This window comes from Nocardia sp. NPDC057272 (genome assembly GCF_042668615.1).
In the GTDB taxonomy this organism is placed as follows: Bacteria; Actinomycetota; Actinomycetes; order Mycobacteriales; family Mycobacteriaceae; genus Nocardia.
On sequence record NZ_JBHUYK010000003.1, the window covers coordinates 324401 to 339194 of the forward strand.

10 protein-coding genes are annotated in these 14794 nt (G+C 68.8%); 7 read left to right on the forward strand and 3 right to left on the reverse strand.

Features of this window, described 5'->3' with window-relative positions; all coding sequences use genetic code 11:
• The first annotated feature begins 222 nt into the window (after positions 1-222).
• The 5 genes from ACFULV_RS06800 (at position 223) to ACFULV_RS06820 (ending at position 6310) form a co-directional block, all read left to right on the forward strand.
• Complete coding sequence (locus tag ACFULV_RS06800) at positions 223-1464, forward strand: AI-2E family transporter (protein ID WP_378653830.1); 1242 nt, start codon at positions 223-225, stop codon at positions 1462-1464.
• Complete coding sequence (gene macS, locus ACFULV_RS06805) at positions 1445-2623, forward strand: MacS family sensor histidine kinase (RefSeq protein ID WP_378653832.1); 1179 nt, start codon at positions 1445-1447, stop codon at positions 2621-2623. The genes ACFULV_RS06800 and macS overlap by 20 nt, the downstream gene beginning before the upstream one ends.
• Before the next feature lie 16 nt (positions 2624-2639).
• Positions 2640-3290, forward strand: a complete 651-nt coding sequence (locus ACFULV_RS06810; protein ID WP_378653834.1) for a response regulator — start codon at positions 2640-2642, stop codon at positions 3288-3290.
• A 62-nt stretch (positions 3291-3352) separates the two neighbouring features.
• Entirely contained in the window at positions 3353-4024 is a 672-nt protein-coding gene (locus ACFULV_RS06815) for a DUF1707 domain-containing protein (protein ID WP_378653837.1), read from the forward strand.
• Between the two features lie 570 nt (positions 4025-4594).
• Positions 4595-6310, forward strand: coding sequence for a DUF2339 domain-containing protein (locus ACFULV_RS06820; protein ID WP_378653839.1), 1716 nt, complete (start codon positions 4595-4597; stop codon positions 6308-6310).
• 58 nt (positions 6311-6368) lie between these two features.
• Here ACFULV_RS06820 and ACFULV_RS06825 read toward each other — a convergent pair whose 3' ends face one another.
• The 3 genes from ACFULV_RS06825 to trmB are packed head-to-tail and all read right to left on the reverse strand — an operon-like array spanning position 6369 to position 12064.
• On the reverse strand, positions 6369-10547 hold the full coding sequence (locus ACFULV_RS06825; RefSeq protein ID WP_378653842.1) for an MMPL family transporter: 4179 nt from the start codon (positions 10545-10547) through the stop codon (positions 6369-6371).
• Positions 10548-11264, reverse strand: coding sequence for an NYN domain-containing protein (locus ACFULV_RS06830; RefSeq protein WP_082844190.1), 717 nt, complete (start codon positions 11262-11264; stop codon positions 10548-10550).
• Positions 11261-12064: a tRNA (guanosine(46)-N7)-methyltransferase TrmB gene (trmB, locus tag ACFULV_RS06835; RefSeq protein ID WP_378635039.1), complete on the reverse strand. Its 804-nt coding sequence runs from the start codon at positions 12062-12064 to the stop codon at positions 11261-11263. The genes ACFULV_RS06830 and trmB overlap by 4 nt, the downstream gene beginning before the upstream one ends.
• Positions 12065-12197: 133 nt before the next feature.
• Between trmB and ACFULV_RS06840 the strand changes: the two genes are divergently transcribed.
• Together ACFULV_RS06840 and ACFULV_RS06845 are read left to right on the forward strand one after the other, a co-directional pair.
• Positions 12198-13307, forward strand: a complete 1110-nt coding sequence (locus ACFULV_RS06840; RefSeq protein ID WP_378635041.1) for a hypothetical protein — start codon at positions 12198-12200, stop codon at positions 13305-13307.
• Positions 13294-14769, forward strand: coding sequence for a hypothetical protein (locus ACFULV_RS06845; RefSeq protein WP_378653845.1), 1476 nt, complete (start codon positions 13294-13296; stop codon positions 14767-14769). The genes ACFULV_RS06840 and ACFULV_RS06845 overlap by 14 nt, the downstream gene beginning before the upstream one ends.
• Positions 14770-14794: the final 25 nt, after the last annotated feature.

The window sequence follows — 14794 nt, forward strand, 5'->3', positions numbered from 1 at the left end:
CAGCGGCGCCTCCCCCGAGGCTGTCGGGCCGCCGGAAGGCACGCCGCCGAGCTACACCGTGCCCGGCTTGGCCGGACACTGACATGCGGTTCTGTCGATAAGCAGGTGAACGCCCGGTTCCGTCGACCGGGCGTTCACCCGTAGCGGGGCTGTGGTCAGAACCTCGTCCCGAGGCGTCGGCACGAGCACCGATCCGGCGTTCGGACCGATAGGCTCTCTCGAGTGACCGACCAGAAGGTAGATTCCGGGACCGCGTCAACGCCGTGGCGCTCGGACGCCGAGGCAGTTCATCCCCTGGTCCGCAAAGCCGCCGCGTGGAGTTGGCGGCTGCTGATCATCTTCGGCGCGTTGCTCGCGGTCGGAATGCTCGTGCAGAAGTTCGCCACGGTGGTGATCCCGCTGGCCATCGCGCTGCTCGCCGCCGCGCTGCTCGCGCCGATGGTCGATTGGATGCAGCGGGTGGGGATTCCACGCTCGCTCGGCGTGTTCGTCGCGTTGCTGGGGTCGATCGGTCTGCTGGCGGGGGTGCTGACCTTCGTCGTCGAACAGTTCGTCGACGGTGTGCCGGGGCTGTCCAACGAGGTCACCAACAGCGTGCACAAGGTGCAGGACTGGTTGATCAACGGTCCGCCGCATCTGAGCGATCAGCAGATCCGCAGCGCGGGCGACACCATCGTGCGCACCATTCAGGACAACCGCGAGAGCCTGACCAGCGGCGCGCTGACCACCGCCACCGCCATCGGCCACATTCTCACCGGCGCCTTCCTGATCCTGTTCATTCTCATCTTCTTCCTCTACGGCGGAGATCAGATCTGGAACTTCGTCACCCGGATCATCCCCACCGCGCACCGCGAAAAGGTCCGCACCGCCGGTGAACTGGGCTTCGGAACGCTGGTCGGGTTCGTGCGTGCCACCGTCGCGGTGGCCGCCGTCGACGCGATCGGTATAGGAGCCGGGCTGGCGATTCTGCATGTGCCGCTGGCCTTGCCGCTGGCCTCGCTGGTGTTCATCAGCGCGTTCATCCCGATCATCGGCGCGTTCTTCGCCGGGTTCGTCGCCGTGTTCATCGCCCTGGTCACCAAGGGCCTGGTCACCGCGCTGATCGTGCTCGGCATCATCATCGCGGTGATGCAGCTGGAAGGCCATGTGCTGCAACCACTGCTGCTCGGGCGGGCCGTGAGCATCCATCCGCTGGCCGTGGTGCTGGCCATCACCGCGGGCTTGGTCGTCGGCGGGATCGCGGGGGCACTGCTCGCCGTGCCGTTGATCGCGGTGGGTAACACGGCGATTCGCTATCTGCTCGCCGACAGCCCGGAGGAGGCTTTTGGTGAGCTGGTCGCCACCGAGGAGCGAAAACGGTTCACCGCCGAACCCGACAAACCGGAGCCGCCGGGCCGCTTCGACGTGGCGAAGCGGCTGCGCATGGAAGAAGCCGAGTCCGGCGATGCGGACCCACACCGCTGAGCTGAGCTCGGCCGACGCCGCGACCGCGCCGCTGTGGCGGGCCGCGCAGGCGTTTCGGCTGGTCACGCTGCTGTACGCCATCGGTCAGCAGATCGCGTCGGTGTCGTACTACGAGCATCCGCGACTGAGCTGGATGCTGATCGCGGTGATGGCGATCTGGTCGGGCAGTTCGGCGCTGCTGTTGTCGCAGTGGTACTTCCCCGAGGCGACCGGGAAGATCCGCGGCTGGGTGGTGTTCGGCGATCAGGTGGTGACGATCGCGCTGATCGCCTCGACTCGGCTTGTCGCGGACTACGATTGGTACCACGGACATCAGACCCTGCCGACGACGTTGTGGATCGCGAACTCGGTCATCTCGATGGCCATCCTGCGCGGACCGGTCGCGGGTGTTGTCGCGGGACTCGCCATGTCGGCCGTCGTGGTGACCGTACGGGGTCAGTGGGGACAGGACGTCTGGGGCGACGCGACCGCACCGGTACTCGTCTCGGTCGGGTTGGCGCTCGGGTTGGCCGCCAATACCGCTCGACGGGCGCAGGGGCAGCTCGAACGGGCCTTGCGGATCACGGCGGCGGCGCAGGAGCGGGAGCGGTTGGCTCGCGAGGTGCACGACGGGGTGTTGCAGGTGCTGGCGTTCATCAAACGCCGTGGCAGCGAGATAGGCGGGCCCGCACAGGAACTCGCGCAGCGGGCCGGGGAGCAGGAGGTGGCGTTGCGGGTGCTGCTGTCCGAGCAGGCGGAGCTTCCCGATCCGGAGTCGGGCGAAGTGGATCTGCGGCCATTGCTGACCGCGCACGCCACGCCGAAGGTATCGGTGGCCACGCCGGGCGATCCGGTGCTCGTAGGACGGATAGTCGCCCAGGAGATCGCGGCGGCGGTGAACACCGCGCTGTCGAATGTCTCGTTGCACGCGGGCGCCGACGCGAAAGCCTATGTGCTGCTGGAGGACACCGGTGACGGGTTGGTGGTGAGCGTGCGTGACGACGGCGTCGGCATCGCGACAGGACGGCTGGAGGCGGCCGAAGCCGAAGGGCGGATGGGGGTTTCGCGCTCGATCGTCGGCCGGATCGAGTCGCTGGGCGGTACTGCCGAGTTATTGACCGAGGGTGCGGACCTCGGTACCGAGTGGGAATTCCGGATTCCGCGCCATCCGGCGCGCTGAGAAGAGGAGCTGGGCGATGGCGGTGATTACGGTCATGGTGGTCGACGACCATCCGATGTGGCGTGAGGGTGTTTCTCGCGATCTCGCCGAAGCCGGTTTCGAGGTACTGGCGACCGCGGACGGCGTCGGCACGGCCTGCCGTCGGGCCGCGGCCGTGCAGCCGGACGTGGTGTTGATGGATATGCAGCTCACCGACGGGAACGGGGCCGCGGCGACCGCCGAAGTGCTGCGGGTGTCGCCGCACAGTCGGGTGCTGGTGCTGTCGGCCTCGGCCGAGCGCGACGATGTGCTCGACGCGATCAAGGCCGGGGCCAGCGGATATCTGGTGAAGAGCGCGTCCGCCGCCGAGCTGATCGACGCTGTCAAGGCCACTGCCGCTGGTCAGCCGGTGTTCACGCCCGGGCTGGCCGGGTTGGTGCTCGGCGAGTATCGGCGGATGGCGACCGCACCGGCGGCCGCCGATCAGCCGCATCGGCCGTCGTTGACCGAGCGGGAGACGGAGGTTCTGCGGATGGTGGCCAAAGGGTTGTCGGCCAAGCAGATCGCTACTCGATTGAATCTCTCGCACCGGACCGTGGAGAACCACGTGCAGGCGACGTTGCGCAAGTTGCAGCTCGCGAATCGGGTCGAGCTCACCCGCTACGCGATCGAGCAGGGGCTCGAGTAGCCACAGTGATTAGGGGTTTGCCCTGATGTGCTCGGCGGGTGTGGCTGGCTACCCTCGATGACATGGGCGGTCCTGAATCCCTCTTCGTACCCGGCGCCGCGACGGCCGGCCCCGTCGGCGACCGTGAGCTGCGTGTTTCCGATGCCGAACGTGAGCATGTCGGTCAGCTGCTGCAGCGTGCCGTCGGGCTCGGCATGTTGTCGCTCGGGGAGTTCACCGAGCGGATGGACACCGCGCTGGCCGCCAAGACCCGCGGTGAACTCAACGCCGTGCTGGTCGACCTGCCCGGTATGCGGGTGGCGGGCACACCGCAGCCCGCCGCTATGCCGCGCCCACGACACATCCCGGTTCCGGCCGGCGGGTCGAATCCGAGCGCGATCCGCAGCCGTTTGTCGGGGGTGCATCGACGCGGGCCGTGGCAGGTGCCGCCGGTGCTGCATCTCAACAACCTGATGTCGGGTGTGACCTTGGACTTCACCGAGGCGGTGATGCAGACGCAGATCGTGGAGATCCAGGTCGACGACTACTGCACGAGCCTCACGTTGCTCGTCCCCGCGGCGGCCACCGTCGACCTCAACGGTCTCGATCTGGTGGGGTCCTCGGCCAACAACAAGGTGCGTACGGGGCCGCCGATCGGACCTCTGCACCTTGTCGTGCACGGGCGTATCCGGTTCGGGTCGGTGACGGCGAAGTATCCGTTGATGGTGCAGTGGCGACGGTTTCTGGGGTCATGACCCCGGGTAGTCGGGCAGACATCGAGGGCTACCCGGGCTGATTCGGGTAGGAACCGGGGGCTGACGGGGGTTTCTACTCATGTTCGGCGGGTGTCGGGCGCCGACGATGGGGAGATGAGTACCGCTATTGATCCCGCGCTCGTAGCGCGGCTCTCGGGGGAGTTCACCGCGCTGGGCGCCCGGATGGGTCAGCTGGGGGGCGATCTGGACGTGCTTTCCGCGCAGTTGCGGGCCGAAGAAGCGCTGCGCGAGGGCGAGGTGGTGCCCCCGACGTCGAGTGCGGCTGCTGTGGGGCCTGCGCCTGTTGCGGGGCCTGCATCTGTTGCGGGGTCGCCTGCTGCGGGGCCTGTGCCCGTTGCGGGCCCGCCGACTCTCGCGAGCTTCGGGCCTGGTCACGGCGGTCCACCTCGGGGTGCTCACCTCGGTCAGGCGGGGTGGGTAGGTGGTGGCCACACAGCGACCTACGCGCCGGCGCCGGGAACGGCTGTGCCCGTGGGCGCGGGGCAGGGGCGTCAGGTCGGGTCCGGGTGGGGGCAGGGAACTCATCCGGCTGGTCGACCCTTCGCGCCGATGCCGATGCCGATGCGGGGTCCGGCGCGCGAGCCTCGGGTGCCGTGGTGGCAGCGGGAAGGGGTGATTTCGCGGGTGCTGGCGGTGGCCGGGGTCGGGGTGACCTTGGTCGGCGTGCTGATGCTGCTGGTGCTGGCCGCGCAGGCCGGATTCTTCGGTCCGGTGGCGAGAGTCGTTGCCGGGGCCGGTCTTTCGGTGGTGCTGGTCGGGCTCGGGTGGCGCGTTTTCGGGCGGCCCGGTGGGCGTGTCGGTGGAATCGCCTTGGTGGCCACCGGTATCGCTGGGTTGTATCTCGATGTTGTCGCGATGACCGGGTACTACCGATGGGTTCCGGGTGAGGTCGGGCTCGCGGCGGCGCTGGCGGTGGCGTTGATCGGGGTGGGAGTCGCGGTGCGGTGGCAGTCGCAGCCGTTGGCCGTGGGAGTGGTGGTGGGCGCCGCGGTGTTGTCTCCGGCGCTGACCACCGAGCTGATGTTGCTCGGGTTCCTGGTGGTCTTGCAGGCGGCAGGCGTTCCGGTGCAGATGCGCAGAGCTTGGCCGGTGCTGCACGTGGCGCGCACCTTGCCGGTGGTGCTCGCCGTGCTGGGGATGGCGGCGTTCAGCGGGATCGAACGGGCGATCTCCGGCTCCGCGGCCGAGCAGCGGCAGGGTCTGCTGGTTGCCGCGATCGCCTGTGCGGTGGTCGGTCTGGTCGGCGCGCTGCTCGCGGTGCGGCGCAGGCCCGATGACATCACCGCGAGCATCACGATCGCGCTGACCGCACTTCCGGTGCTCGCGGTCGCCGTACTGTTCGACCGAATGGTGAGCGCTTCGATCACTGCGGCTCTGGCCGCTGTCCTGCTCGGCCTCGCGGCCACCGCGGTGATTCCTCGCCTGAGGGGAGTGGGCCCCGCCGCGACGACTCCCCGCCCCGCGAATGCTCCCGATGCCGAGGATGTTCGGCCTGTCGCAGTGTGGCGGATCGCGCGGCACACGGCACTGGTGGCGGGACTGACCGGTGCCGTAGCTCTGTCGCAGACCTGCGTGGCGGCGACGAGCGGTCAGCCTCGACTGCTACCGACCACGCTGTTCGCGGCCGGTCTGGGGTTTCTCGCGGTGGCCGCCGTCAGTCGCACCCGGGTGGCCGCCGGACTCGGTATCGCGTTCGCGGTACTCGGTGGGCTGGTCATGCTGGCGACAGCTACGCCGGAAACACTTGCGCTGCAAGGGCTCGCGGAGCGGGAACTCGATGTCGCGACGGCAGTGGCGGCCATGGTCGGGTTGGGTGTGGCGGCGATGGTGGCGTGGACCGTGCCACGGTTGCCGCGGTGCGACGATCCGGCGCTCGTCACCGGCGTGTGGATCGCGGTGAGTATCGCGGGGCTGTACTACGTGCTGGTCGCCGCAGTGTCCCTCGGCGTATCTCTCGGCGGTGCCGATGGTTTCATCGTCGGGCACAGCCTCGCGACCATCGTGTGGATGGTGGTGGCCACCGGCGCACTGTTCTTCGGTTTGCGTCGTCTCGCCAGTTCACCCGCGGTGGCGAAAGTCTGCCTGGTGTCCGGCCTGCTGGTCGCCGCGGCCGCACTGGCGAAACTGTTCCTGTTCGATCTGGCGACACTGTCCGGCCTGGTCCGCGTCACCGCGTTCCTGGCGGTCGGAATCCTGTTGCTGCTCACCGGAACCCGTTACGCGCGTGCCTTCGCCGAGGCAGCACCACCGCGCCAGGCCTCCTAGAAACAACGAACCGGCGGGGCTCGAAAGCCCCGCCGGTCGCGTGTCAGCACTGCGAACGTCAGTCGTCCTCGCGTCGGCGCAGCAGTTCGTTCACGCTCACCGTCCGGCCCTCGTTGCCGTGGTGGCGACCCTCGTCCGCGGCCGTACCGCGGCGCGACGAGCGCAGCTGAGCCATCCAGTTCTCGATCTCGTTGCGCGTATCGGCGGGGGATTCCGCTGCGGTGGCATCGGTTTCGGCGGCGGGAGTATCCGGGGACGCATCGTCGGAAGGCTCCGCAGGCGATGCGGCCGGCGTCGGAACAGCGGTGAAACCGGAAGGCGCCTGCCACTGACCGGGGCCACCGATCTGGTCGGTCGCCGGGGCCTCGCCGGCCGGTTCCCCACTGGCGGCTGATGTTTCGCCAGTTGCCGAATCCGGCTGCCGGGGTGAAGGCGCGGTCTCGGGCCGGACCTCGGTGAATCCGGGCGGCGCGATCTGCGGACGCACCACGTCTGCCGGTCGAGCCGAAGTCGGCCGGTCGCCGGAGGAATCGACGACAGGACGATCACGGTTCGCCTCGTCGGCCGAGGACGGGGTGACCGGCGAGAAGCGAGGTCCGCTGTCCTGGTCGGACGAGGTGAAACCGCGTGGTGTGCCGGGGCCGGTCATGCCGTTGTTCCACGGGGCGCTCGGCTGCGGTTCCACGGGTACCGCGGTGCCGAAGACGCCCTGCGGCGGGATCGGCGACTCGGGTTCCGTTTCCGCACGAGCCGGACTGCCCTGGTGAGACTCGGCGCGATGCGCGCCGGGCGCCGCTGTGAAGTCAGGGCTCGCGGTATCGACTTCGTGCGGGCGCGAATCCGTCTCGCGCACAGGGGGATCGGCCTGCTCCGGCGGACGGCTCTGCTCGAATGGACGGCTCTGCTCGAACGGACGGCTCTGCTCGGTCGGACGGCTCGGCTCGAAAGGACGGCTCTGTTCGAACGGATGACTCTGCTCTGACGGACGGCTCGGCTCCGCCGGAGAGACCGAAGGGGCCGCATCGACCGGATCGGGCGCGGGGGAGTCGGGCGTGACCGGCCTGAGGTTCGACGCGGTCACCGGGCTGAACCCGTTGAAAGTTCCGCTCGACGGAGTCTCGCTCGGCGGCGCGGGGGGTGCCGCGTTCGGGGGCGTGTTCACGATCCTCGGCGCCTGCGGCGGGACGATCCCACGCGGCGGCGGTGTCGCCGTGTTCGGCCTGGCCGGGGGCACAATGCTGGGTCGCGGCGGGGAATCGGCAGGGGGGGTGCCGAATCCGGCGCTGTCGCCGGTCTCGTCGGGGGTCGACACCCGGGGCACCGGCGGAGTCTCGCCGATCACGCCGGAGGTGTTGTAGCCCGAAGGCGGCTGTACGCGTTCGGAGCCACGCGGCGCAACCCCGGTGACGATGCCGGGCAGATCGAGACCGGACCCGTTGTCGACCGGTCCGGGCCGCGAGATCGACGGGCCGGTGGGGGTTTCGGCGGTGCCGTTCGTGCGCCCGCGCCCGTTGGTCGAGCGAGCGGCGCCGCCGGGGCCGGTTCGCGGATCGCCGAGATCGGCGAGGGGGATGGGGGGTGTGCCGAAGCTCGGCCCCGAATAACCACGGTCTTCGTCCTCGGTGGTATCCGGGGTCGAATCATCAGGTCCCTGAACGGGTTTCGGAGCATCCGGCTTCACGATCGGCAGTACCTGGGTCGGCTCGCCGGAAACATACTTCGGCAGGTCGGGATCGGAGTCCTCCTGCTTCGCCGTGTCCTCCGGAGCGGCTTTCGCCGGCGTACCCGGCTTGACCACCGGCAACTCCCGGGTCGGCTCACCCGAGGACAACATCGAGGCGCGAGGACGCGTCGGATCGGGCGACATCGGCTGGCGCGAACGGGCGGGTTCGTCGGTGTCGGTGATCTTGTCGATGCGCTGGGTCGGGGCCTCGGCCTCGATCTCGGCGACCGTGCGCGGCCTGCGCGGGGTGCGGGCCAGCTTGGAGTCGGGGACCGCCGTCATCTGCATGGTCGGCGGGTCGGTGATCGGGGTGGTCTTCACCAGGTCGACCACGCCACCGTGTTCCGGGCGCTCGTCGTCGAGGATGGGTTCGCCGAGGCCGATCTTCTCCTGGATGCGCTTCATCCACTTCGGCGCCCACCAGCAGTCGTCGCCGAGCAGCTTCATGATCGCCGGGACGAGCAGCATGCGCAGGATGGTGGCGTCGATGAACAGCGCCGCGATCATGCCGTAGGCGATGTACTGCATCATCACCATGTCGGAGAACGCGAACGCGCCGGTCACCACCAGCAGAATCAGGGCGGCGGCGGTGATGATCCTGCCGGTTTGGGCGGTGCCGATCCGCACGGCTTCGGTGGTCGACGCGCCTTGGGCGCGTGCCTCCACCATGCGGGAGAGCAGGAAGACCTCGTAGTCGGTCGACAAGCCGTAGATGATCGCGATGATCAGCATCAAGACCGGCGCGCTGATCGGCTGTGGGGTGAAGTTCAGAAGGGTGGCGCCGTTGCCGTCGACGAAGATCCACGTGAGGATGCCGAGAGTCGCGCCGAGACCGAGCGCGCTCATCAACGCAGCCTTGATCGGCAGTACCAGCGAACCGAACGTCAAGAACATCAGGATCGTGGTGGTGACCAAGACGAGCAAGATCATCCACGGCATCAGGTTCAGCAGCGTATCGATACTGTCGGCCATCAGTGCGGGCTGACCGGTGACATACATCGTGACGCCGTCGGGTACCGCGATCGAGCGCAGGTAGTCGATCGTCGGCTCGGCGTTGTTTGTGGGATCGAGCAGGGTCGCCGAGGTGCGGAACACCTCGGGGTTGGTCGGCGACTTTGTCGGTACCTCGAAGGGGCCGACCAGCCCGGGCGCTTGGTTGGCTTCCTTCCAGACCTTGCCGATCGCGTTGGTGTTGTCCGAGACGAAGACCAGCTGGATCGGGTCGGTCTTCTTCTGCGGGAAGACTTCGTAGAAGTGCTCGAGTGCGGACCGGGTCGGATTGTCCGGCGGGAGGTACTTCTCGTTGATACCGCCGAACGACAGATCCTTGACCGGGATGATCAGCAGGAGCAGGCCGATCGTGATCGGGATGGCGATCTTGAGTGGATGCCGCATGACCCAGCGGGTCATATTGCCCCAGAAGCCGTTCTCGACCTGCTCGGCGGTCTTGGTCTTGCGGAAGCGCTTGAGACCGAGCATGTCGACGCGCGGGCCGAGCACGGCCAGCATCGCGGGCAGGATCGTCACCGCCGTCAGTGCCGCGAGGGAGACGGTGGCGATGGTGCCGTAGGCGACGGACCGCAGGAAGCCCTGCGGGAAGATCAGGATGCCGCCGAGGCTGGCGATGATCATCGTCGCGGAGAACACGACTGTTCGCCCAGCGGTCATCACCGATCGCCGAACGGCGGCGCGCGTGCTGTAGCCCTCGGCTATTTCTTCACGGAAACGGCTGACGATGAACAGGCCGTAGTCGATCGCGAGACCGAGACCGATCATCGAGACGACACCGGTGACAAAGGAGTTGACCTCGGTGAAGTTGGTCAGCACCATGACGAGGCCGGTTGCGCCGAGGATGGTCAGACCACCGATGATCAGTGGCAGGGCGGCCGCGACGATGCCGCCGAAGATGAAGAACAGCAGGATCGCCACCGCGGGAATGGCCAGCACTTCCATCCGCTTGGAGTCGTGCGTGATGGTGTCGTTGAGCGTGACCGCGATGGCCTGCAGGCCCGAGACCTCCACGTCGACGCCGGGGATGTAGAAGACGTCCGCCACGGTGCGGTAATTGGCCATCATGGTGGTGTCGTTGTCACCGGCGATGGCGATCGACGCGAACGCGTGCTTCTTGTCCTTGGACCCGAACGCAGAGGGCACGGCCTGCGCGTCGCCCACCTTCCAATAGGTGGCGTTGATCTTGGCGATCTGATCGGGATATTTGGCGACGACCCCGGCCAGGCTGTCGACAACCTTCTTCGAGAACTCCGGATCATCGATCGTCTTGCCCTCAGGAGCGTTGTACATGACGATCACGTCCGCCAAGTGGTCGCGCCCGTATGACCCGTCGGCGATCTGCGCGCCCTGCACCGACTCCGAGCCAGGATCGAACCAGCCACTCTGGCTCAGTCGAGGGCCGAGCCCCATGCCGTAGGCGCCCAGCGCCAACATCGCCGCACCGACGACAACGATGACGGCGAAGCGGAAACGGTAGACCAGATCGCCCCAGCGGGTGAACACTTAAGCGACTCCTTGACCAGGGCGAGAAGTGAGTAGCGCAGACAGCGGCCGGAACGGCTGCAGCCAAGCGCCCTCGTCGGGCAGCGACTCGAGACTCACCCGCGGTAGCGGTTCGCGGAACACGCCGGGGATGTCCTCGAGGTCGACGAACCCGAGGGTATCCGAAGTGACCGCCCAACTCGCGTGCTCACGGAATCCGAGCACCTGAGCTGGGATTCCCTTGGCCGCGATGGCTTCCAGGGGTTCACGGAAGGCTTGGCCGTCGGCCGAGGCGACCATGATGCCGGCTAGACCACCGTCGCGTTGCCGGGTCGCGATGTGCGCGAGCATGTCGGCGTCGACATCGGAGTCTTCGTCGATCTTGGGCTTGGCGAACACCGCGAAACCGACATTGCGCAGCGCTTCCACCCACGGGCGGACCACGTCGGCGGTGCCGGGCGCGATATTGGTGAAGACGGTGGCCTCGGCCTCGATGCGCCCCTTGGAGGCGACCGAGATCTCGGCGGTGCGGGCCAGCAACCAGCGGCCGAGGGCGTCGAAGCGGGGGCGATAAGCGGCGGTGGGACGTCCACCGAGGATGGCGCCGAGCCCCATGTCGAGGTTCGGCGCGTCCCAGACCAGCAGGACGCGTCGAACATCGGAACCGCTCAACGCCTCGGAACCGGAGCCTGCCTGGGCGGGCACCGGCATCTCGGGGGCGATCTCACTCACGCTCATCTGTCGATCTTCCCCCATATGAACTCGTTGATGGCGCTACCGGCACGCAGGCCTTTGCCTTCGAACTTGGTGACGGGCCGTTCGAAACCGATCGGCGCGGTAGTGCGGTTGGCGGCGCTGTCGCCGCCGGTGGTGTCGTTCAGGCCGGTGAACAGCGGTTCCTTGGAGCCTACTTCGAGAATATGCTCGGCGTAATCCGCGTGGTCGGTGGCCACGTGCAGCACGCCGCCGGGCTTGAGTCTGCTGGCGATCAGGGCGAAGGTCGGCGCCTGGAGCAGCCTGCGCTTGTGGTGGCGGGCCTTCGGCCACGGGTCGGGGAAGAACACCCGAACACCGATCAGCGACTCCGGGGCAACCATGTTCTCCAGGACATCCACGGCGTCGCCGCGCAGCAACCGGATGTTCTCGATCTCCTCGCGCTCGATCTGCTGGACCAGCTGGGCAAGTCCGGGCTGATACACCTCGATGCCGATGAGATTCAGGTGCGGTTCGGCCTTCGCCATGGCCGCTGTCGCCGTGCCGGTGCCGGTACCGATCTCGATCACCAGCGGCGCCTCGCGCCCGAACCAGGCGTCGGCTTCGACCGGATCGTTGGACACATCGCGCCCGATCACCGGCCAGGTGCGGTCCCATGAGGTCTGCTGATTCGGCGTCAGCGCGCCTCGCCGCGAGCGGAAGCTCGTGACGCGCGGGTACAGCCGGGAGCCGGTGAGCGAGCGCCTGCCCGCGTCGTTCGGCATCTCCGACAGCTTGTGGCTGGTCGGCTCGGCGTGGTTGGCGGCGTCGTTCACGTCGTCCATTGTCCAGCATGCGCGCAGCTGCGTCGCAGGCGAGTTCGGGGGACCGCTGATCCGCCCAGGTCGGCAGAAGGTTCGCCCCGCCCCGGCTCGGCGCGGATCTGACACAATGCCCTGCGAAAAGGGGGTGCGCGCAATGCCGACAGCCACTGAATTCGCACAGACACGACCCGCGGACCAGCTCGACGCGCTGATCGCGGTTCTAGGTGCAGGTCGCGGGGGTGATCCGGGGATCGCCGAACAGCTCGCCGCGGCGGCTGCGCGCCGTCGTCGTCCGCTGCACATCCAGATCACCGGGCGTGCGCTGAGCGGGCGGACCACCGTGATGGCCGCGCTGGCCTTGTTGTCGGCGCAGGAGACCGCGCCGGTCGATCAGCCCGAGCTGCCCGACCCGGTCCTCGACGGCGATCTGGTCATCTACGTGCTGGCCGGCGCGCCGCAGGCCGCCGACTATCGTCTGCTCGCGACCGTGCCGCAGGGTCGCGGCGTGGTGGTGCTCAACAAGGCCGACGCGGTGGGCGCGCGCTGGGGTGAGGCCGTGGCCGCGGCACAGCGGCACGCGCAGGAACTCGGCCTGCCGATCGTGCCGATCGTCGCCTCGGTCGCCGCCAGGACCAGGTCGGGGGCGGTGAGCGCCGAGGATCTGAGCGATCTGCGCAGGCTCGCGGTCGGCCCCGATGTGCCGTCGGTGCTCGCCGCCGATCTGTTCATCGGCGTCGGCTCCGACCAGGAAGCGCGCAGGCGGTTGATCGCCAACTGGGATCTCTACGGCGTGGACTGCGCGCTGTCGGCCCTGCGCGCCGATCCCGATCTGCCCGCGTCGGCGATCATCCAGATCCTGCACTCCGCGAGCGGGATCGATCCGCTGCACAAGCTGGTCCACCGCCGGTACGAGCAGGTGGAAGCAGTGCGCGGCGGCGAACTGCTCGACGAGCTGACCCGCCTGGCCGCCCGCGCGGTCCCCGGCGACGGTGGCCGCGCGCGAGAACTGATCGAGCAGTATCTCACCGGAGACGAGGCGCTCTGGGCCGGTCTGTGCGCCGGATTGGCCTGTCCGCAGGTCTCCCACCTGGCCGCGGGCTACCCGTCACCCGCGCCCGGCGACGCCGACGAGGCGCTCGCCCGCGCCACCCGCTGGCGTGCCGTCGTGTCCAGCGACATGCCCCCCGCTGCCAGGCGAGCCGCGCTGCGCGTTCACAACGGCTATGTCAGAGCCTGGGAGCGGATGTCCAGTGCAGGCCTCTGAGGTCCCGCCCGGCCAACGCTCGGCCGTCGACGACCCCGGTGTCCTACCCGAGGCGGTGGACGCGGTGATCGACCGGTGGAATCCGCAGGGTGGCGCCCTGCTCCGGGCGATGGCCGCCGCGGGGGAGGGCAGCAGCGTCGACTTCTACGCCCCCGACGACGCCAACACCACCCTGCTGCGCACCGAACTCGCCCGCTTCGAACCCCATATCGACCTGGCCGATCCGACCGTGGGCAACGACCCGGCCGCGGCGCTCATCCTGTTCGACGCGGGCAGTGTCCTCGGCGCCGACATGTTCGCCCTGATCGACCGTCTGCGCGCCGCCGATCAGCGAATCCTGCTCGCCATGAACGGCTTTCACGCCTATCAGGACTGGCGCGCGACCCGCGACCGCAACCTGGAACTGCTCGCCGCGCGTGGCATCACCGACCTCGACATCGTCGCCGTCTCGGCCCGGCTGGCCGCCGCCGCCCGCGCCACCGACGATTCGGCCCTGCTCGATCGCTCCGGCGTGGCCGGACTGCACGCCACCCTGGCCGCGGCCACCGCGAAGGGACCGGCCGACGGTGCCCAGCGCCGCGCCGTCGTCCGCACCCGGGTACTCGCCGACACCAGGGCGAGAATCGACGAACAGATCACCGCACTGCGCTCCGGCACGGACACCGCACGGATCAGGGAGGAACGCATCGGACTGGTCGCCGAGCGCGACGGCGGCCGCCAGACCGGCCTCGCCGCCGTGCGCAGCCAGGTGCAGCTCGCCCGCGTCGACCTGACCACCGAGCTCGGCGCGATGGTGCGCGCGCTACACACCCGATCGCGCGCCGAACTCGACCGCTGCGACCGCGCCGAACTGCGCGCCTACCCACAGCGTTTGCAGCAGGCGGCCGGTGAACTATCGGTCTCGGTCGACGCCGTCATCGACGCACGGGTCAGCGAGGCGGCGCGCCGGATCGGTACCGCCGCGCCGACCACCCGGCGCCGCGATCCGGCGCCGCGAGTCGGTCCGGATCCCGGTAAGAGACACCGAGGTGTCGAAGATCACCTCATGATCGCCCTCGGCGCGTCGGCCGGCGTCGGCCTCGGCCGATTGATCGTGGCGCCGCTGTCGCTGGTCCCGACACTCGACGTGGCGAGCGTTCCGGTGACGCTGCTGCTCGGCGCGGGCGCGGCCTACTGGGTCGTGCGCGCCCGCGGCCAGCTCGCCGAACGCAACCACATGGCCCAGTGGGTCTCCGAGGCATTGGTGAACGTCAAAGCCCAGCTCGAACAGCGTGTCGCGGGAGTGCTCGTGGACATCGAGGCCGAACTGGCCGAGCACGTGGTGCGGGAATCGACCGCGCGGGCCGTGGCCGTGGATCGGCGTGTCACCGAGCTCGACGCGCTCGCGCGCAGGCTCGTCGCCGAGCGTCCCGCACAGCTGACGGCCTGTGAGCGTGACATCGCCACGCTCGATCGACTGTGAGCGTGGGATTGACCGATACACCTGT